Source organism: Methylomonas sp. LW13 (assembly GCF_016865255.1).
GTDB lineage: Bacteria > Pseudomonadota > Gammaproteobacteria > Methylococcales > Methylomonadaceae > Methylomonas.
Genome location: NZ_CP033381.1, coordinates 594,160 through 613,862, shown reverse-complemented (window position 1 = coordinate 613,862; position 19,703 = coordinate 594,160). Strand labels below are relative to the sequence as shown.

The 19,703-nt window shown below is 52.8% G+C and carries 19 protein-coding genes; 3 read left to right on the top strand and 16 right to left on the bottom strand.

The window, feature by feature from the left end; translation table 11 throughout:
* The first annotated feature begins 25 nt into the window (after window positions 1-25).
* Window positions 26-700 (top strand): RadC family protein, encoded by a 675-nt coding sequence (gene radC, locus JL719_RS02755; protein WP_033155889.1) that lies wholly within the window; start codon window positions 26-28, stop codon window positions 698-700.
* Window positions 701-713: 13 nt separating this feature from the next.
* On the opposite strand, the gene JL719_RS02750 is transcribed toward radC, so the two are convergent.
* The 6 genes from JL719_RS02750 to JL719_RS02725 form a co-directional block, all read right to left on the bottom strand.
* Window positions 714-1,448, bottom strand: coding sequence for a TIGR00266 family protein (locus JL719_RS02750; protein ID WP_033155888.1), 735 nt, complete (start codon window positions 1,446-1,448; stop codon window positions 714-716).
* A gap of 49 nt (window positions 1,449-1,497) precedes the next feature.
* Window positions 1,498-3,819, bottom strand: coding sequence for a sensor domain-containing diguanylate cyclase (locus JL719_RS02745; RefSeq protein WP_051669766.1), 2,322 nt, complete (start codon window positions 3,817-3,819; stop codon window positions 1,498-1,500).
* Window positions 3,820-4,159: 340 nt separating this feature from the next.
* On the bottom strand, window positions 4,160-5,290 hold the full coding sequence (dapE, locus tag JL719_RS02740) for a succinyl-diaminopimelate desuccinylase (protein WP_033155887.1): 1,131 nt from the start codon (window positions 5,288-5,290) through the stop codon (window positions 4,160-4,162).
* Entirely contained in the window at window positions 5,290-5,628 is a 339-nt protein-coding gene (locus JL719_RS02735; protein ID WP_033155886.1) for an ArsC family reductase, read from the bottom strand. Before JL719_RS02735 ends, dapE begins: the two co-directional genes overlap by 1 nt.
* A gap of 6 nt (window positions 5,629-5,634) precedes the next feature.
* Window positions 5,635-5,880 (bottom strand): hypothetical protein, encoded by a 246-nt coding sequence (locus JL719_RS02730; protein ID WP_033155885.1) that lies wholly within the window; start codon window positions 5,878-5,880, stop codon window positions 5,635-5,637.
* 359 nt (window positions 5,881-6,239) lie between these two features.
* Window positions 6,240-6,677 (bottom strand): hypothetical protein, encoded by a 438-nt coding sequence (locus tag JL719_RS02725; protein WP_051669764.1) that lies wholly within the window; start codon window positions 6,675-6,677, stop codon window positions 6,240-6,242.
* A 286-nt stretch (window positions 6,678-6,963) separates the two neighbouring features.
* Between JL719_RS02725 and JL719_RS02720 the strand changes: the two genes are divergently transcribed.
* A complete protein-coding gene (locus JL719_RS02720; RefSeq protein WP_033155884.1) occupies window positions 6,964-7,680 on the top strand; it encodes an aldose epimerase family protein in 717 nt (238 codons plus the stop codon).
* 65 nt (window positions 7,681-7,745) lie between these two features.
* Here JL719_RS02720 and JL719_RS02715 read toward each other — a convergent pair whose 3' ends face one another.
* From JL719_RS02715 to JL719_RS02680, 8 genes are all read right to left on the bottom strand, one after another.
* Window positions 7,746-8,405, bottom strand: coding sequence for a hypothetical protein (locus JL719_RS02715; protein ID WP_033155883.1), 660 nt, complete (start codon window positions 8,403-8,405; stop codon window positions 7,746-7,748).
* Window positions 8,406-8,480: 75 nt separating this feature from the next.
* Window positions 8,481-9,299 carry a 2,3,4,5-tetrahydropyridine-2,6-dicarboxylate N-succinyltransferase gene (gene dapD / locus JL719_RS02710; RefSeq protein WP_033155882.1) on the bottom strand — a complete coding sequence of 273 codons (819 nt, stop codon included), beginning with the start codon at window positions 9,297-9,299 and terminating at the stop codon, window positions 8,481-8,483.
* Between the two features lie 124 nt (window positions 9,300-9,423).
* Window positions 9,424-10,626: a succinyldiaminopimelate transaminase gene (dapC, locus tag JL719_RS02705; protein ID WP_033155881.1), complete on the bottom strand. Its 1,203-nt coding sequence runs from the start codon at window positions 10,624-10,626 to the stop codon at window positions 9,424-9,426.
* Window positions 10,626-11,321, bottom strand: coding sequence for a M48 family metallopeptidase (locus JL719_RS02700; protein ID WP_503428542.1), 696 nt, complete (start codon window positions 11,319-11,321; stop codon window positions 10,626-10,628). The genes dapC and JL719_RS02700 overlap by 1 nt, the downstream gene beginning before the upstream one ends.
* 267 nt (window positions 11,322-11,588) lie before the next feature.
* Complete coding sequence (locus JL719_RS02695; protein ID WP_033155880.1) at window positions 11,589-12,080, bottom strand: CinA family protein; 492 nt, start codon at window positions 12,078-12,080, stop codon at window positions 11,589-11,591.
* An 85-nt stretch (window positions 12,081-12,165) separates the two neighbouring features.
* Complete coding sequence (locus JL719_RS02690) at window positions 12,166-12,744, bottom strand: DUF502 domain-containing protein (protein ID WP_033155879.1); 579 nt, start codon at window positions 12,742-12,744, stop codon at window positions 12,166-12,168.
* 112 nt (window positions 12,745-12,856) lie between these two features.
* Window positions 12,857-13,948, bottom strand: coding sequence for a cytochrome d ubiquinol oxidase subunit II (gene cydB / locus JL719_RS02685; protein ID WP_051669762.1), 1,092 nt, complete (start codon window positions 13,946-13,948; stop codon window positions 12,857-12,859).
* Window positions 13,938-15,344, bottom strand: coding sequence for a cytochrome ubiquinol oxidase subunit I (locus tag JL719_RS02680; protein WP_033155878.1), 1,407 nt, complete (start codon window positions 15,342-15,344; stop codon window positions 13,938-13,940). Before JL719_RS02680 ends, cydB begins: the two co-directional genes overlap by 11 nt.
* Window positions 15,345-15,508: 164 nt before the next feature.
* Between JL719_RS02680 and JL719_RS02675 the strand changes: the two genes are divergently transcribed.
* On the top strand, window positions 15,509-17,650 hold the full coding sequence (locus JL719_RS02675; protein ID WP_051669760.1) for an MASE1 domain-containing protein: 2,142 nt from the start codon (window positions 15,509-15,511) through the stop codon (window positions 17,648-17,650).
* A gap of 18 nt (window positions 17,651-17,668) precedes the next feature.
* Here JL719_RS02675 and phoR read toward each other — a convergent pair whose 3' ends face one another.
* Together phoR and phoB are read right to left on the bottom strand one after the other, a co-directional pair.
* Window positions 17,669-18,943: a phosphate regulon sensor histidine kinase PhoR gene (gene phoR / locus JL719_RS02670; RefSeq protein WP_033155877.1), complete on the bottom strand. Its 1,275-nt coding sequence runs from the start codon at window positions 18,941-18,943 to the stop codon at window positions 17,669-17,671.
* Window positions 18,944-18,949: 6 nt separating this feature from the next.
* Window positions 18,950-19,642: a phosphate regulon transcriptional regulator PhoB gene (gene phoB / locus JL719_RS02665; RefSeq protein ID WP_033155876.1), complete on the bottom strand. Its 693-nt coding sequence runs from the start codon at window positions 19,640-19,642 to the stop codon at window positions 18,950-18,952.
* Window positions 19,643-19,703 lie beyond the last annotated feature (61 nt).

Here is a 19,703-nt window from a genome sequence, read left to right as displayed (position 1 = left end):
AATTATTAACGGCCGGGAGGAGTTGATGAGCATCAAGAATTGGCCCACAGACGAGCGACCCCGTGAAAAACTCTTGCAGCGTGGCGCTACCGCGCTGACGGACGCCGAGCTACTGGCGATTTTTCTGCGTACCGGCACACCCGGCAAGTCGGCGGTGGATATGGCCCGCGATTTGTTGAGCGAATACGGCTCCTTGCAGGCGCTGCTCGGCGCCGATCAACAACGCTTTTGCCGGAGCAACGGTTTAGGCGATGCAAAATACGCCCAATTACAAGCCGTACTGGAAATGGCCCGCCGCCATTTCGCCGAGATATTGCAACGCGGCAGCGCCTTGACCAGCCCGGACATCACGCGCGCCTATCTCAGCGCCCAATTGCGTAGCTACAGTTTCGAAGTGTTCGCCTGCCTGTTTCTGGACAACCAGCATCGGGTGATTCAATGGGAAGAGCTGTTTCGCGGCACCATCGACGGTGCCAGCGTCTATCCGCGCGAAGTGGCAAAAAGGGCCTTATTTCATCATGCGGCAGCGGTCATATTTGCTCACAATCATCCGTCCGGCATCAACGAACCCAGCCAAGCCGACCGGCAAATTACCGACAAACTCAAACAGGCCTTGGGCCTGTTCGACATCCGCGTACTGGACCATTTCATCGTCGGCGACGGCCAGCCCTTTTCGTTTGCCGAACATGGCTTGCTTTAGCTCTTGACCGCCGCTACTGGCTATCTTGACCGATAGTTGGCTTATATTGGCTTAACACCCGCTCCGCCAAGCGTGAAAACGGCATGCTCTGGATCCACACCGAACCGGTGCCTGTCAGCGTCGCCAGAAACAAGCCCTCACCGCCGAACAGCATGCTTTTCAAGCCGCCACTCATGCCAATGTTGTAATCGATGTCGCCGCTGAACGCCACCAGACAGCCGGTATCCAGACGCAAGGTTTCGTTACGCAATTCCTTACGGATCACCGTGCCGCCGGCGTGGATAAAGGCCATGCCGTCACCGCGCAGACGTTGCAGAATAAAACCTTCGCCACCGAAAAAGCCGCTACCCAGACGTTTGTTGAAAGCGATATCCACTTGGGTGCCGTAAGCCGCCGCTAAAAACGCCGATTTCTGGCAAATCACTTCTTCACCCAATTCAGCCATATTCAATGCCGCGATTGAGCCCGGAAAAGGCGCGGCAAAGGCCACCCGGCGTTTTTGCGCACCGTGATTGGTGAAATGGGTCAAAAATACCGACTCGCCGGTGAGCATGCGTTTGCCGATACCAAACAGCTTATCCATCACCCCACCGGAACCGTCGCCCATCTTGGCTTCGAAGTCTATATCCTGCTCCAGATACGTCATCGCCCCCGCTTCGGCGATCACGGTTTCTTTGGGGTCGAGCTCGACTTCGACCATTTGGATGTCATGACCGATAATCTGATAATCGACTTGATGGCAACGCATAGGTATCTCCTCTTATTTAGTTGAAAAATTAAACGCTTGCTAAGCAGACTCAACCGGGCTGAAAAAATTCATAGCAGCCGCGGCCCTGCTGTTTGGCAAGATACATGGCCTGATCGGCGTGACTGAGTAAGCAATCCGGCGTACCCACATCCAGCGGACATAAGGTAATACCGCTACTGACGCCAATTTTCGCGGTTTGCCCGCCGATATAGTAGGGCTGGGAAATCGCCTGATGAACACGCAGCAAGGCTTGCTCACACTGCGGTTTGGATTCCAGACCGCCCATCAATAAGGCAAATTCGTCACCGCCTAATCGGCACACCGTGTCGTCCTCGCGCAAATTGGCCTTTATCCGCTTAGCCACCTCGATCAGCAATGTATCGCCAGCCTCGTGGCCGAACTGGTCGTTGACCTGTTTGAACCCGTCCAGATCCATATACACGACACCCAATAAGGTACTGTCGCGTTTACAGCGCGCCAAAGCCTGACAAAATCTATCGTTGAACAAGATACGGTTAGGCAATTGCGTCAACGGATCGTGATGCGCCAAGCGTTCCAGTTCCTGCTGCTGAAGTTTGGCTTGGGTGATGTCGGAAAACAAACCGACATAATTCAGAATTTCACCGGTGCGGTTGCGCATGGCCGAGATCGTCAGCAATTCGACATATAACTCGCCGCTTTTCTTGCGATTCCATATCTCACCTTGCCAGCAACCCTCGGTTTGCAGGGTTTGCCACAAGTCTTTATAGAATTGCGCATCGTGTTTTCCCGACTGCAAAATACTATGATTGCGGCCGATCACTTCCTCGCGGGCATAGCCGGTTATCGCGCAAAAAGTCGGGTTGGCATCGATAATATTGCCGGCCGCATCGGTAATGGTGATACCTTCATGCGCATCGCTAAACACCCGGGCCGCCAATTGCAATTTATCTTCGGCGCGCTTGCGCTCGGTAATATTGGTCAAAATGCAATGAATAACGGCAGGTCGGGCCTTATCGCCCTGCAAGCGGCCGTCCAGAATCACGGTCAACATATGACCCAATTTTGTCAGCAGCGACAATTCGCATTCCAGCAAACCGTAGTGATTCAGCAGGTGCAGTTTTAGCCGAAAATCCTGTCCGGTTTCCGGCGAAATGAACTCAAACAGTTTGCGGCCTATCAGTTCATCAACGTCGTAGTCCAGCAGCGCACACAATTGCGGATTGACATCCAACAAATTACCTTGTCTATCCATTGCCAGATAGGCCACCGGCGAGTTTTCGAACAAGCTGCGGAACCGGCTTTCGCTTTGCCGTAACGACTCGGTCAATTGCAGCGCAATCGCCGCGTTTCGGCGTGCATTGATATAGGCCCAGGTAATAAAAAACAGCAAAAAGCTGATCAGCACCAACGCCAATACTTCAACCCAGGGCGGCTCGAATCTGGCGGTCTTACTGAAGGCTGGCATGGCACTGTAACGCAAGGTCCAAAAATGTCCGCCCAAATCCAGACGCTGTATGCGAGTCATGGCACCGGCATCGGTTTTAAACGCTGCCGGCACCAAGCTGGCCTGACTATCGAAAAGCAGGCCCTCGGCACTGAGATCGTCCTGATCAAAAATTTCCAGGCGCAAGGCCAATAAATCCTGTCCCAGGATAGCTTTCAGCAAGTCATTCATGCGATAAGGAATGTATACCCAGCCCAGTAGCGCGGAACGGCGCTGCTCTAAGGTTTGTGGGATGCTGCCGTTGCGATACACCGGAAAATACGCCAACATCCCGGCTTGTAAATCGGCCTTGGTTTCCTGGATTAGAACCAACTTACCGGTATAGGCCAACTCGCCGTTGTCCCGCGCGCGCTCCATCGCTTTGCGCCGAATCGGTTCAGAGTACATATCGTAGCCAAAGGCGCGGAGATTGCGGCCGCTGAACGGCTCCAAGTAGATAATGCTGGAATATTCGCTGCGCGGCTCTAACGGATTAACTACATAGTCAGGAAAGCCCTGGCGGCGAATATCGGCAATATGCTGTTCGAGCTGTCCGGCGGGAATCCAGACCGTATAGCCCACGCCTTGCACCCCCGGATGGCTGCGATCCAACTCCAGCATTTCAACAAAAGCACGCCAGTCCTCGCGGGTAACCTCATAGCTTGCGGCAAACAAGCCGGCGGCGCTACGTAGTGTTTGACCATGCAAAGCCATACGTTTGCTGATGTCGCTGGTAAGGCGTTGGGTTTCAAAATCGAAATATTCCTGTAAGCGCTGTTGATAGCGCCAATTCAGATCTTGCCAAGCCACAAACAAGGCGGACAGCGAAATCAGCAAAATCAGGAGAGCCGGATAGTAATGCCGGTAGCGCGCCAATAACTTTTGTGGAGCAGGGCTAGTAGTCATGCTTTCCCCTGTTGATATCGGAATATTCCGTTTCAGACCGTCGGCCAAGCTTGCGCCACAATCTAGGCTTAAAAGTATAGCGTGGTCGTTGCGATTAGTATCCGGCGAAATTCCGGATCAAACCTTCGGCAATCACTGCTTGAAGATAATCCCTTGAGCGCTTCGGCATAGCTCAATCATGGGCCGGCGTTTCTCTAACTTGCCAGCGGCTTGGGCAAAGCATTAGAGGCCGAGGGGTGACGACTGGGAGAAGACAATTGTTTACGCGGGCCCGGTGCGAACCCTGTTTAGGCAGTTGGGCTCCCGCAGAAGCGGGAGTGCCTGTATTTTAAGAACCTGCTTAATGCGCCAGTAAATTGACCAAAATCTGTTGGTAAATTCGGCTTAAAACTTCCAGCTCGTCCAGGCCAATGTGCTCGTTGACCTTATGAATACTGGCATTCAAAGGCCCCAACTCAATCACTTGTGCGCCAGTCGGGGCGATGAAACGGCCGTCGGAGGTGCCGCCGCCGGTATCGTCCAAAGTTTGAAAGCCGCAGACGCTTTCAATCGCGGCATGCGTGGCGTCGATTAATTCGCCTTGCGAGGTCAGGAATGGATTGCCGGACAAGCGCCATTGCAGATCGTATTTAAAGCCGTGTCTGTCCAAAATTGCCTGGGTACGGGCCTTGATGGTCGCTTCGTCCAGCTCCGTGCAAAACCGCAGATTGAACTGCACTTCCACCTGGCCGGGAATGATGTTTTCCGCACCCGTGCCGCCGTTGATGTTCGACACCTGCAAGCGGGTCGGCGGAAAGAATTGGTTGCCGTGATCCCACACTTCTTCGGTCAATTCTTTCAAGGCCGGCGCGAAAGTATGAATCGGATTTTCCGCCAGTTCCGGATAAGCCACATGGCCTTGGATACCCAGCACCGTCAGTTTGGCGCACAAGGAACCGCGCCGCCCGACCCGAATCACGTCGCCGATTTTCTTGTCGCTGGACGGCTCGCCGACCAAGCACCAGTCGATCTTTTCGCCGCGCTGCTCCAGCACTTCGACCACCTTGACCACACCGTGGGTGGCTATGCCCTCCTCATCGCTGGTCATCATGATCGCTATCGAGCCTTTATGTTCGGGATACTCGGCCAGGAAACGCTCGACGGCTGTGACAAACGCGGCAATGCCGCCTTTCATATCCGCGGCACCACGGCCATAGAGTTTGCCATCGCGGATGGTCGGTTCGAACGGCGGGGAATCCCACGCCGCCAAAGGCCCGGTCGGCACCACGTCGGTATGCCCTAAGAACACAAACAGCGGCGCCTGTTGCCCTTTTCGCAACCAGAGGTTTTGGGTATCGGCAAAATTCAGGCGTTCGTCAGTAAAGCCAAGCTTGGTCAAGCGCTGCGCCAGCAAATCCTGACAACCGGCGTCGTGGGGGGTGACTGATTCGCGACGAATCAACGCTTCTAGCAAAGAAAGGGTTTCGCTCATTATTCGGTAGGGTACTGATCGGGATTGAAGCCAACGATCAGTTGCTGTCCATCATCCAGAATCGGGCGCTTGATCAGGGTCGGCACCGCCAACATCAGTTGCACGGCTTTGTCTGGGGTTAAATCGGATTTTTGCGCGTCATCTAACTGGCGCCAACTGGTACTGCGTTGGTTCAGCACGGCATCCAGGCCCAGCGCATCGACAAAGCGTTGCAGCAAACCCGCATCCAGGCCATCGATTCGATAGTCGTGGAAGCGGTAGGCAATCTGCCGCGCTTCCAGCCAAGTGCGCGCCTTTTTAACGCTATCGCAGTTCTTGATGCCGTACATTACCAACATGGATTATTAGCCTTCTTCGCCGGCCAACAATTCTTCCAGGCTAGGCAAGGTTTTATCGGCGTGGGCACGCGCTTTGTAAACGTCCACAAACTCCATGAAAGCCTGCTCCAAATCGTCCAGCACTTCTTCCTCATCGGCTACCTCGTCTTCCGGAATTTCATCGGATTCCAGGTAGTCTTTTTGAATAGCGATCTCGCCGTTCAGAGATAACAGGGCGAGGATTAGGGCATTATTGGAAATATTTTCTGGCATGGTGTGCTCGCAGGTTAGGATTGAAGAGAAAAACGGGGCCGGCAACTGGCGGCAATTAAATCAACTGCGCGTAGGCAGCGTATCGAAAGGGTTCGCATTCATGCTGTGTTGCCTCCTTGGAACTTATGCCCGCATTGTAACGCATAGCCGCTCATCCTTGCCATGCGTTAAAACTCCCTGGCGCGCCGTCATACTTTCCCTGATCGGCTATTTTCCGCCGGGCATACTCCCGTTTCGATTCTCAGGACCAGCTTACCAGCTACATTTGCAATTACATCGGTTGGTTCGGAAAATTCCTACCTAGGGCTGCATAGCCGCACAAACCTGAGCGGCAGACCGCGTCCGGTCGATCTATTCGCTTAAAGCCGTTTTAACTGTATCCGCGTTCGAAACACCGGCAGCCAGCTTCTGCTTGAAAAATGCAGGCAAGGGACGTTTTGCGGCGTGATAGTCACTTGCCAATCCTCATCTCGAAAAAACCTAAGCTTGAGGTTGGCATCGTCCAACACCCACACCTCGTCCAGCCAGAAAGAGCCGTAGGGCACGCCAAACGAACGCACCGCCAGCACGTTGAACTGGCTATCCAGCAAGATTATCTCTGTCGCTTCTTCAAAGGGGCAATCCCAATCGCAAATTAACAGGTATTCATGCGCGGGAGTTTGAAATTGATGTAAAAGCCGATAGCCGGGCACATAAGACGAGCTCGGCAAGCCATTTATCAGTAATTGGGTCTGCAATGGCCAATCTTGATATTCGCCGGCGTGACTTTTCAAGGAAAAAATATCGGTTGTTTGCATCGTCTCGACCTGGATAAAACAAGGTTACAGCTTAATTTTATGACAGTCGAAAATTCGACAATCCTGAGTCTATCGGCAGCGACCGGTTACAGAAACATCATCAAGGCAACCTGAAATCCCCCATATTCCCTGCCCCGTTGTTTACAATAGCCCTCAAGGCACTTATTTTTGAGACCCATGACCGCAGACTTGCAACTTATGCCGCATCGCGGCCCCTGCAAACTCACTCAAATATAGCCATACCCAATACCGTAAAACCATTCCAGCACAGGATACATTTTCCCTCATGAAATTCACCGACACAGGCACCCTAGTCAATTGGCAGTTAGACGACATTCATATTATCCACCCCTTACACGACAAAGCCGACGGCGGTTCGCGCGGCGGTGTGTACCTGTGCATACCCAATTTTGAAGAATTATCGCCGCCTTTCGCGCTTAAACACGGCGAATACCGCATAACGCCTTGCGAGACTGATCTACCTCACCAAAAAAACCTCACGGCGCCTGACGAAACTAACTGGGGCAGCATCGAGGTAATTACCGATTGGCAGGAGCAGACGGAAGCAAACAGCAAAACCCTGACCGTCAGCACCCGCATTCGCGCGGTGTCGGAAACCGCCTTGGTACGCCCCGGCTTTCACCCCTATTTTTCGATTTCGCCCAACAGTTTTATCGATATTGCGGACACGCAGATCGAAGTTGCAACGCTCCCGCACGATAGCTTGAGAGTACATCACGCCAACTCGCCAGCGGCGCCGATCCAGTTAAGCACAGCAGATTACGTGGTCACAATGACTTGCGACATCTCGCCATTGTCGGCAAGCCTGGCATTGGCGTTTGGCATTTGGAGCGACAAAAAAGCCGAGTATGTCTGTATCGAGCCTATCATCGGCAAACAACCCGGCCCGGACGGCCTGCCGACGCCGCTGACCTTGCAACAGGATGAGGAGTTGGTAATGGTGTTTACGATTCGGGCGGAGAGAGTGAGATTTGCGGGTTAGTTATTGAATTTGTAGGTACGAAGCGGACAGACCTTCTCCCCATATTCCGCTTCGTTCGATCAAGGCTACATGGTCAATCGGCGAAACAGTGGCGGCATCCAAAAAAAAGTTCCGAACAACAACACCGACGCAGGCAATGGGACCGGGGTCTGTTGAATATTGATGGAATAAGAAAACACCCCAGTAATTGTTTGGCTTGCACTTAAGTTATCAAAGCGAAAATTATCGGCCAAAAGATAAGTTCCAGCAGTTAACCTGAGTTGATCGAAGTTGACAAAATTCCAGGAAGACGGATTGGCAAAACCTGCTTGCGACTCGAAGATTTGGCTAGTGATGTGCTGAGAACCGAATACGAAAGAACAGCTGTCAGCTAAACCGGCTTGCGGAGTGCAAGCGGAAGTTCCGGCCGGTAACGAACTGAGATCCCAAACCCAAGCTTGGGCTTCATTCGCCGCAAGCCCTATAAAGGAATAGTTAAAATCTATGATGGCTTGCCGACCTTCTTGAACGACAAACCGGAAACCATCGAAGTTACCTTCGTCAGACCAGCCATGGGTGCCCTTAAAGATATTGTTCGTATCCTGCAAGGTAAACAATTGGCCGGAATTGAAATCACCTATGCTGCTTTCCGCATATTCGTTACTTGCGTTGGCGGCTAAAGACATCGACACCAAAGCGAGCGACGAGATAACTAAACCTACAATCATTCTAGTTTTTTTGAGCATCTCTCAATCCTTCCGTTTTTGACCGTGGCTGGGTTTCACTTCCGCGCTACCCAGCTTACCGTTCTGACGCTAAATTCAATCCCGCAACAACTCATTAATCCCGGTTTTGCTGCGAGTTTTCTCGTCCACTTGCTTGATAATCACCGCGCAATACAGGCTGTGGCTACCATCTTTGCTGGGCAAGTTGCCGGAGACGACCACGGAACCGGCTGGAATGCGACCGTAGCTGATTTCGCCGGTCATGCGGTTGAAGATTTTGGTGCTTTGGCCGATGTAGACGCCCATCGATACCACACAGTTGTCTTCGACGATCACGCCTTCCACGATTTCCGAGCGGGCGCCGATGAAGCAGTTGTCACCGATGATGGTGGGGTTGGCTTGCAGAGGCTCCAATACGCCACCGATGCCGACGCCGCCGGACAAATGCACGTTTTTACCGATTTGCGCGCAGGAACCGACCGTTACCCAGGTGTCGACCATGGTGCCGCTATCGACGTAAGCGCCGATGTTGACGTATGACGGCATCAGGATCGCGCCCGGCGCTATGTAAGAACCGTAACGGGCTACTGCGTTGGGCACCACGCGGACGCCGGCTTGAGCAAAGTCGGCTTCGCTGTACTGGCCGAATTTGGTCGGCACCTTGTCGTAATAGCGCACGTCGCCGCTTTCGATGACTTTGTTTTCATTGATGCGAAACGACAGCAGCACCGCTTTTTTCAGCCATTGATTGGTGACCCAATCGCCGTCTTTTTTCTCGGCGACGCGAGCTTCGCCTTTATCAAGCATATTCAAGGCTTCGGCAACCGCGTTACGCACTTCGGTTGAGACGGTGGACGAGCTGATTTCGGCGCGGTTTTCAAAGGCGTCGTTGATGATGTTTTCCAGGTTTGACATGGCTTCACTTCTTGGAATGGTTTTAAAAAAGGGTCTGGGTTTCTTCCCCCTTTGTAAAAGGGGGATCGAGGGGGATTTATCTAAAAATCTCCCCTAGCCCCTCTTTTTCAAAGAGGGGAAATTCCTACGGCTTGTTTTCATTGAGAAATGCTTTAATCCGTTGCGCGGCTTCTACACACTCTTCAATAGGCGCGACCAGGGCTATCCGCACATGATTGGCGCCGGGATTGATGCCGCCGCTCTCGCGAGAAAGGTAACTACCAGGCAACACCGTAATGTTTTGCTGGGCAAACAACTCACGCGCAAACTCCGTATCCGAGATTGGCGTCTTGAGCCAAGTGTAAAAGCTGGCCGGCGGCCGGCTGGTCTCGCACACATCCTGCAAAATTTCGATAAATGCGCTGAATTTGTCTCGGTACAACTGGCGGTTATGCTTGACGTGCTCTTCGTCGTTCCAGGCGGCGATGCTGGCGTGCTGGGTCGGCACCGGCATCGGGCAGCCGTGGTAGGTGCGGTATTTAAAATACTGTTTCAACACCTCGGCGTCGCCGGCGACAAAGCCGGAACGCAAACCCGGCGCATTGGAACGCTTGGACAGACTTTGGAAAATCACGCAGCGTTTGAAATCGGTAATGCCGGCCTGATAAGCGCTTTGCAGCAAGCCTTGCGGCGGATGGGCCTCGTCGTCGTACAGTTCGGTGTAGCATTCGTCCGAGGCAATCACAAAATCGTACTTTTCGGCAAAAGCCAATAATTTCAGATGATCGGCTGGTGTCAGCACCGTGCCGGTTGGATTGCCCGGCGAGCAAATAAACATCAGTTGGCAGCGTTGCCAAATCGCCTCCGGCACGCTGTCGAAATCCGGCAAATAACCATCGGCTTCCACGGTATTCAGATAATACGGCTCGGCGCCAGCCAACAAGGCCGCGCCTTCGTAGATCTGATAAAACGGATTGGGCATGATTACCACCGGCTTCTCTGCCGGATCAATCACCGCCTGCACCAAGGAGAACAAAGCCTCGCGAGTGCCGTTGACCGGCAATACCTGGGTTTCGGCATCCACACCGCCGGTCGGAATCCCAAACCTGCGGCAGGTCCAGTCGGCAATGGCCTGGCGCAACTCAGGCAAACCTTTGGTGGTGGGATATTGGGTCAAACCGTGCAAGTGCCTTAGCAAGGCCTCCTGGATAAAATGCGGGGTGGCGTGTTTCGGTTCGCCAATCGACAAAGCAATATGCGCTTTGTCGGCCGGCGGCGTAATGCCTTGTTTCAGCGTAGCCAGTTTTTCAAACGGATACGGATGTAATTGCGATAAATGCGGATTCATTATTTGCTGCAATGCGGTTGTCTGCCATTGTTTCGGGCTTGTTGCTGCATCTGCAACGCTTGATTCATATGCTGATTCAAGTTCTCGATGCGGCTACCGTGCGATGGATGGGTGGACATAAATTCGATAGGTTGGCCGCCCTGCGCAGCCTTATCCATTTTCAACCACAAATTCACGCTCTGCCGCGGATCAAATCCCGCTTTGGCCATTAAATCCAAACCGATGGTATCGGCTTCGGTTTCATGCACCCGGCTGAACGGCAGAATGACACCGTATTGGGCACCAACGCCTAATAAGCCCAGCGCAGTTTGCCCCAATGCGGTTTGCGGCTGCGACACGGCTTGCACCATCGATAATCCGGTGCTGACCGCGGTTTCCTGCGACAAACGCTCATTACTGTGGCGCGCCAGGACGTGGCCTACCTCGTGACCTATCACCGCCGCCAGTTGATCTTGATTGTCGACCAGATTGATCAGACCGGTATGTACACCAATTTTGTTGCCAGGCAATGCAAACGCATTCAGGGTTTCATCTTCAAACACCACCACTTCCCATTGCCCGCCGGTTTGTTGGGTAATGGCTTGCGCCACACAGCTAGCAAATTGACTGTAGCGTGGGTTTTGCGTAATAGGGTTTTTGCTTTTCATGTCGCTGAAGGATTGCAAGCCCATTTGATCGACCTGATTATCGGACATGTAGATAAACTGGGAGCGGCCGGTAGGGCTAGTAGCGCAAGCAGTTAGCGCTAAGAAAACAGCCGTGGAAAGCAGGAATTTTTTCAACATGGCGACAACATCCGCAAGCAAAAGAAGCGACATTTTAACGTAACTTGTGAGCCGGAGTTAAAAGCTTTTTGGCCGATCAAGCCTTATTCCGACTCCGGATTGAACCCAGGCTATTTACAGAACAGCTCTTGAAAATACCTGGATCAGACGCTGTCGAAGAAATAAAAATCGCCGGGATTAGGCGTTTTCCAGCATGTGTAAAAGTTGCTGCAAGCAAAACAGCGTTGCCTGCTGGCGTATCGACTGCCGGTCGCCGCTGAATTGTTTCTGCAAACAAGCGCCTTTAGCGCCGCGCATTTGCCAGGCGATAAATACGGTTCCGACCGGCTTTACCGGCGTGCCGCCGTCCGGCCCGGCAATACCGGTGACGGCCAAAGCCAGATCGGCCAGGCTATTGGTCAAAGTGCCCGCCACCATTTCCAAAGCAGTCTCCTCGCTAACCGCCCCCACTCTCGCCAAAGTCTCCGGTTTGACACCCAGCATATCGATCTTGGCATCGTTGCTGTAGGTGACAAAACCCCGATCAAACCATCCGGAACTGCCCGGCACATCGGTAATTGCCTTGGCAATACCGCCTCCGGTGCAGGATTCCGCCAAAGCCAGACGTAGACTCAGGGTGTTTAGTCGATTGCCGAGCGCTTCGGCGAGTAAATAGCTTGGATCGTGCATGGCAGTCCGGTTAGCTGATACGGCATCAAGCCGAAAAGGGATTTTGTTGCAGCGAAAAGGTCATCGCTGCAACAGACGGGCGAATTTACTTAGGCAATTTGGCGATTTCCGAGACTTTTTCGAAATCGGCGCCGACGCTGATGATAAAGCTGGTCACTTGCTCGATGCTCATGTCCGATTTAACCACTTTCGATTCGTGAACAATCACCGCAAACCCTGAAGTAGGATTAGGCGAAGTCGGCACAAACAACACATAACGGTCGTCGGTCTTGTTGGTTACGTAGGCAGGTACCCAAATGCCCTCCTTTGGATATTCGATGTACACCACTTCGCGCGGCTCTTGCAATTGATGGCCGGCAATCATGTTCACCAGTTTCTTGGTCACCCGGTAAATCGTACTTAACAGCGGGATGCGCTCGATCAGGTGTTCGAACATCGCGATGATGGAAAACCGGCCCAGGCTGACCCGACTCCCCACATAGGTAATGGTCGCGAAACTGGCGGCAAACAACAGAAATGTCACCAGATAATTATCGGAATAACCGTAAACGAATTGAAACAAATCGGTAAGTCGGTCTTTCACGAACAACACGATTTGTACAATCACCATAACCGGTATAAACGCCAGAATGCCGATCAGGGTGTGGTTAAGGATTTTCTTCATGATGCGCCTACCTTTATTAATTATAGTTGTTAGGAAACTAGGTTTTAGCAGAGTTACGCCGGTTAAGGAAGTCTCGATGCATGCATTGCCTCCGAAACACCCCTAGCCGCACTCAAGGTAATATTTTATAAAGGCCGCGCGTGGCAATCGCCATCAGCGGCAGCATTACTCCCGTCAGGCACAGCAGCGCGCTCAAGGTCGTCAGACTGGCGCTGGCATCCCAAATAGTCAAAGAACTATTTAAAGAGATATTGGACGGCGCCAAGAACGGAAACAAGGACACTCCCATGGTTAAAATCACCATCACCACCATCACGGCACTAGCCAGCAACGCCCAATACGCTCTATCCAGACGGGACAACACCAACGCGGCTATGCCGCAGACAAAGGCTAGAGCGGGCAACGCCCATAAGGCCGGTTCGTGTTCGTAATTGTCCAACCACAAGCCGTCGCCGCGCTTCACGAATTTAGTCAAGGGATTGGAAACGCCACTAGGCATGATGTCGGTAGTGACATGATAGCCTTCCAGATGGGTAATCCAGCCGCCCGCCAGCGCAAACAACACCAAAAAAGCCAGGCCGCCGGACATCGCCAAGGCTTTACTGCGCTGATAAAGCGCGTCTTGGGTATGCGTTTGCAGGTAAATCGCGCCATGCACTGTCAATAATGCCACGCAGGTAGCACCGACCAGCGAGGCAAACGGACTGAACAGCCCGGAAAAACTGCCCAGAAAAGCAATGTGCATATCGCTAGCCAAATGAAACGGCACACCTTTCAATAGATTGCCGGCCATCACCCCCAACAGCGCCGCCGGCAGCAAGCCACTAATAAATAGGGCTTTATCCCATTTTTTTAGCCAGTCTTCACGAGTCACGCTAGCTCTGCAATACCAACCCAAAGGCCGCACGAACAGCGATAACACCGTCAACAACAGCAAAGGCTGAAAACTGGCAAACGTCGCCGCATACACTGTTGGCCAGCCGGCAAACAACACACCGATGGTTGCCAATAGCCAGACCTGATTGCCGGCGCTGGTTGGCGCCAATCTGGCAACCAGCTCGGCGCGCTGCGCTTCGGAGGCATGCAAAAACGGTAACAACATGCTGACGCCGATCTCGATACCGCTGCTCAGCACAAAACCCACGACAAACAAGCCCAACACGCCCCAACAGACCAAGCGCAGCATTTCATAATCAAACAACATGACTTGGCTCCTGGTTAAACGGCAACACTTCTACACTGCCCTGCGCGATAAATTTTAAAGTTAACATCACAGCCAACGCCAGCAGCCCGGTATATGCCAAACCGTAAGCCGCTAGGCTGACTGCTAGATCGGCGACAGTCAGCGTGGACACACCTTGCCAGGTGGGCAGCATATCGGCAACCAACCAGGGCTGCCGGCCGAACTCCGAGATAAACCAGCCGCTGGCACTCGCCAGCCAAGGCAACGGTAAGGCATAAAGACTGGTTTTAAATAACCAGGCATGGCGCCAACCGAGAATGCTAGAGGCATTCGCCGCTAAAAACAGCAGTACCAGCAAAACGCCAGTCGCAATCATCGATCTATATCCCCAATACAATGGCGCGGTAGCCGGCACGCTGGCGCGCACAGCCTGTTCTATCTGCGCCGGGGTGGCATCGGTCACGCTCTCCCGCCAACGCTTCAACAACAAGGCATAGCCCAAATCGACTTTGGCGGCGGCAAACGCCGCCAGTAATTCCGGCTCCTTTTTGTCGTCGCGCAATTCCTGCAGCAAGGCATAAGCTTTTACGCCGTTAGCGATGCGCCGGCGATTTTGCTCCAGCGTCGCATCATTGGGCAGACCGTTAATGGCCGCCAGCTTGTTATGCTGCATCGCACCCGCGCCATAAATGCTGACATCGCCTATCGCCATGGTGGCAATCACAGTCACCAAACCAAAAGCCGCGGCGATGCGGTAAGAACGTTGCGCCAGTTCGATTTCGCGCTGCTTGAGTAAATAGTAAGCGCTGATAGCCAACATAAAGCCGGCGGTCACCACATAACTGGCCAGCAGACTATGCACAATTTTCGCCCAAGCCAGCGGATTGCCCAGTACCAGCGATAAATCGAACAACTCCAGCCGTAGGGTTTGGGGATTTAATTCCGCACCCACCGGATTTTGCATCCAGCCGCTGGCAATCAGAAAGCCAAACAAACTCAAGTGGCAGCCGATAGCGATTAACCAAGTCACCACAAGATGCGACCACTTGCCCAAGCGCTGCCAGCCAAATAAAAACCAGCCCAGCCCATTGGCGGCTATAAACAGACCGGCAAAACCCAGTAACAAGGGTATGGCAAACACATCGCCGACATAATGCGAGAAATACGACCAATGGGTCCCGAATTGACAGGCCATCGCCAGCGAAGCAACCATGCTCAAGCCAAAACCGATGGCGAACAACTTTCCCCAGAACTGCGTGAGGCGTTGGTAAACGCCCTGCCCGCTGATGACAAACCAGGATTCCATGCCCGCCAACAATAGCGACAAACCCAGCGTCAACGGAACGAATAAAAAATATTGCACCGCATGCAGCGCAAACTGCGCCCGCGATAACTCAACAACCGTTTCGGAAATCATCCCCACTCCTCGGTCAAGCTCAAAAATGCGGGCAATTATAGAGTTATCCGCTTGCTTGTCTGCGATTTTCTCGACCGATTCGCATTAAAACCAGAGTGAAAAACTGGAGAATACCGACTACTGATATACACTTTTCAACTTACAAGCACACATTCCAAAACCTCATGGGCTTTACTCCGCGCATTATCGTTGGACTAAAAATAGTCGGTATCGCCCTGCTCTACGCCATGTTGGCCAAACTGGTATTGGCTTTTTTTTCCGACAACGGCAATGTCACGCTGGTTTGGTTTCCAGCCGGCCTGGGGATGGCCACCTTTCTGTTGGGCGGTAAGCGCTATTGGCCGGGCGTGTTCATCGGCGCGTTTCTTGCCGGCATGCTGGTCGGCGACTCCTGGCTAATCTCCGCCAGCATCGCTACCGGCAATATCCTGGAATCCTGGCTTGGCGCCTGGCTGCTGCTCGGCAACCCAAGCTTTTCGTTATCGCTGCGGCATCCTCGAGATTTTGCCTGGCTGACGTTGACAGGCATCATCGCCGCCTGCTTCAGCGCACTGATCGGCCCCATGACTTTATTTTTAAGCAAATATCTGCCTGCCGAAGCCCTGCTGCCCAGTATGCTGCACTGGTGGATGGCCGATGTATTCGGAATCGCCTTGGTCACGCCCTTGATTCTGATCTGGCGACACTGGCCGAAAGACTGGTTTGCCCCCAAACGCGCGTTGGAAACGCTGGCCTTCATAGCAACGAGTTTTTTGAGCGGCCAAGCGGTGTTTTTAAGCTGGTTTCCCAACCTGCTGAGCGCTTATGGCGAAACTTATTGGGCCTTCCTGTTCGTGGTTTGGGCGGCGGTCAGATTCGGCCGTCACGGCGTGTTGCTTTTGGTGACAATGACCGCCATTCAATCCTTGTGGGGTTTGCAGCATCAGTTGGGCGCATTCGCCACCACACACCTGCAAAGCGGCCTGCTAAACATCTGGTTTTACCTGTTCATCCTCGCTAGTGTGGGCATACCGCTAGCCCTGACTTTATTCCATCAACAACAAATCAACCAGGCCTTGCAACAAAGTGAAGCCCGCTTGAGTTTTGCATTGGAAACCATCGATACCGGCGCCTGGGACCTGGACTTACAAGATTATTCGGTGCAACGCACAGACATACACGACCAAATCTTCGGCTACAGCCATCTGCTGCCGCATTGGACCTATCATACTTTTCTCGGCCATGTGGCACCGGAGCATCGCGACATGGTCAATGCCGGCTTCCAGCATGCTCGCACCACGCACAGCAATTGGGATTTCGAATGCCGCATTCGCCGCATCGACGGCGCAATCCGCTGGATTCGCGGCTCCGGTTGCCACCAACTCGGCAATAGCCCGCGTATGACCGGTATTCTGCAAGACATCACGGCATACAAATTGGCTGAAGAAGATCGGCAATTGGGCATGTTGTTTTACCAAAATTGCAGCGAAGCGATGATGATCACCGAAGCGGATGCCACTATCGTCTCGATTAACCCGGCATTCAGTCGCATTACCGGTTACTCCGCCGAAGAAATAATCGGCAAGAACGCCCGGATTCTGGGCTCCGGCCGGCATGACGATAGCTTTTTCCAATCCATGTGGCAAATCATCAATAGCAAAGGGAAATGGCAGGGCGAAATCTGGAATCGACGTAAAAACGGCGAACTTTATGTCGAGCAGCTCAACATCAACACCATTTTCGACCGCAACGGACTACCGCTAAAGCGTATTGGCCTGTTTTTCGACATCACCCAGCGTAAGCTCGGTGAAGAACAACTGTGGAAACAGGTTAATTTAGATCCGCTCACGGGTGTTGGCAATCGCCGCCTGTTTTACGACAGACTGGAGCAAGACATTAAAAAAGCGCAGCGCGGCGGCTGGTTTTTGGCATTGCTGGTGGTGGACATCGAGCACTTCAAAGACATTAACGAACGCTTTGGTTATGCGCAAGGCGACAGCATTTTGCAGGAAGCCGCGCAGCGCGTACTAGCGAATGTGCGGGAAACCGATTTGGTGGCGCGAATGGATGGTGCGGAATTTGCGGTCATCCTTGCCGAGCTGGAAAAAACCGACAGCACTGAGCGCGTCGCGCAATTAATTATCGAAAAACTCGCCGAACCGTTTACGCTGGAACACGACACAGCCCAACTCAATTGCCGTATCGGTATCGCCATCTGCCCTGACCATGCCGACAATACCGAAGCGCTGAAACAAGCCGCTATGAATGCCGCCAAAAAAGCCGCCTCACAAACTTACCGTTTCGCCAATCCGCCGACCGCGTTTTAACCGCGATTCAGCCAAGCCTCAACACAGGCGCTGCCGCGGAAACACGCAGCGGAATTTACTGCCTCTGCCCAGTTGGCTTTCAATGTCCAGCTTGGCATCGTGCCTGACCAACACATGCTTGACGATGGCCAGCCCCAAACCGGTGCCGGGGATTTTTTGATTGCGTTTCACTTCGGCGCGGTAAAAGCGTTCGGTAATCCGGGGAATGTCCACACTGGAGATGCCGTCGCCAAAATCTTCCACTTCAAAATAAACGCTGCCGTCGGGCTTGCCCCGCCAACTCACTTTAACCGGCGAGCTAGGCTGCGAATATTTCATGGCATTGACCAACAGATTGCTGAAAGCGCTACGCAACTCCTCCATATCGCCACGCACATTGGCTCGGCTATCCAACACCAGCTCGACCCGGCGCTCGTCCTTTTCCAACAAATCGCTTTCCTGGCAAACCTGCACGAGCAAATCAGGAATATTCACGCATTCGAATTTCTTGGTTTTGCTCTCCAGGCGCGCCAGTAGCAGTAGATCATCGATCAAAGCTTGCATGCGCTCGGTCTGTGCCGCCATGTTTTGGAATGAGCGCGTGTAAGGACTGCTACCGTCGTCAAGTTCCTGCAAGGTCTCCAGATAACCACGCAACACGGTAATCGGCGTGCGTAATTCGTGCGAGACATTGGCCACAAAGTCGGTACGCATCCGTTCGATATTCTTTAGATGGGTGACATCCTGCGCCATCAACAAACGTAAGCCGGCACCGTAAGGGAAGATACCGATTTGCAAAATCATGTTTTCGTTGATCGGCGAAGGAATACAAACCTTGTTGTGGTAATCCTGATCCTTCAGGTACTGAATAAACAACGGGTGCCGGACCAAGTTAGGAATCCGCTGCCCGTTATCGGAACGTTTCAGGCCCAGATAGTCATAGGCCACTTTGTTGCTCCACTCGATTTCGCCGTAGCTGCCTAGTACCACAATGGCGTCAGGCAAGGCGCTGGTCGATTTGCGAAACCCATCCAGCATTTTGCCCAACTTCTTCTTCTGGCGTTTTTGGCTTTTGCGAATTTTATAAAAGTGGTAGTAGATATCGCCCCAGATCCCTTTAAAATCGGGGCGCTCTCCGCGGCCGCCCTGGCTTAACCAACGCTCAAGGCGGCTCACGTTGATCGATTGCTTAATGTAGAGAAAAAGGGTGATTGCCAATAAGAAATAGCTGAGGTGCCCGACAAAAAAACTCAGCAGTAAAGCCGGTATCAGTAAAGCAATAGCAATATTTATTTCCCGCTGCCAACGCTGCATGAATAATCAGTCTGCCATCGAAAAGCGGTAACCGAATCCGCGTACGGTCTGGATCAGTTCCTCGCGGCCATATTCGGCCAGAATTTTGCGCAAGCGGCGAATATGCACATCCACGGTACGCTCCTCTATGTACACGCTACGCCCCCAGACCTGATCCAGCAAATGGGTTCGGCTGTAGACCTTGTCGGGATTGGTCATAAAAAACTGCATCAATCTAAACTCGGTAGGACTGACTTCCAGACTGCGGCCGGCGATAGTCAGTTTGTGTTGCTCGGCATCCAAAGTGAGATCGCCGACGCTGAGCTGTCCGGATTCCGACAACTTCCCGCTGCGACGCATCACGGCCTTGATCCGGGCGATCAGTTCTTTCGGTGAAAAAGGCTTGGTCACATAATCGTCCGCACCAATTTCCAAGCCGCGAATTTTGTCTTCTTCCTCGCCGCGCGCAGTGAGCAAAATAATAGGCAATTCCTTGTAACCCGGCTCGTTTTTCAAGCGTCTGGCCAATTCCACGCCGCTGATGCCCGGCAGCATCCAGTCCAGAATAATCAAATCCACCATATTATCGGCCAAACTCTCCCGGGCCTGCTCGGCACTGCCAACGGCGATCACCGTCAAATTGGCCTGTTCCAGCACCATGACCAGCATCTCCCTGATCGCTTCTTCGTCTTCCACGACCAGGATTTTCAAGTTCGACATAAGCATGTTTAGTCTAAAGGGTCCAAGGATTAGGCTAATTTAGCAGCGCTATATTACCGTT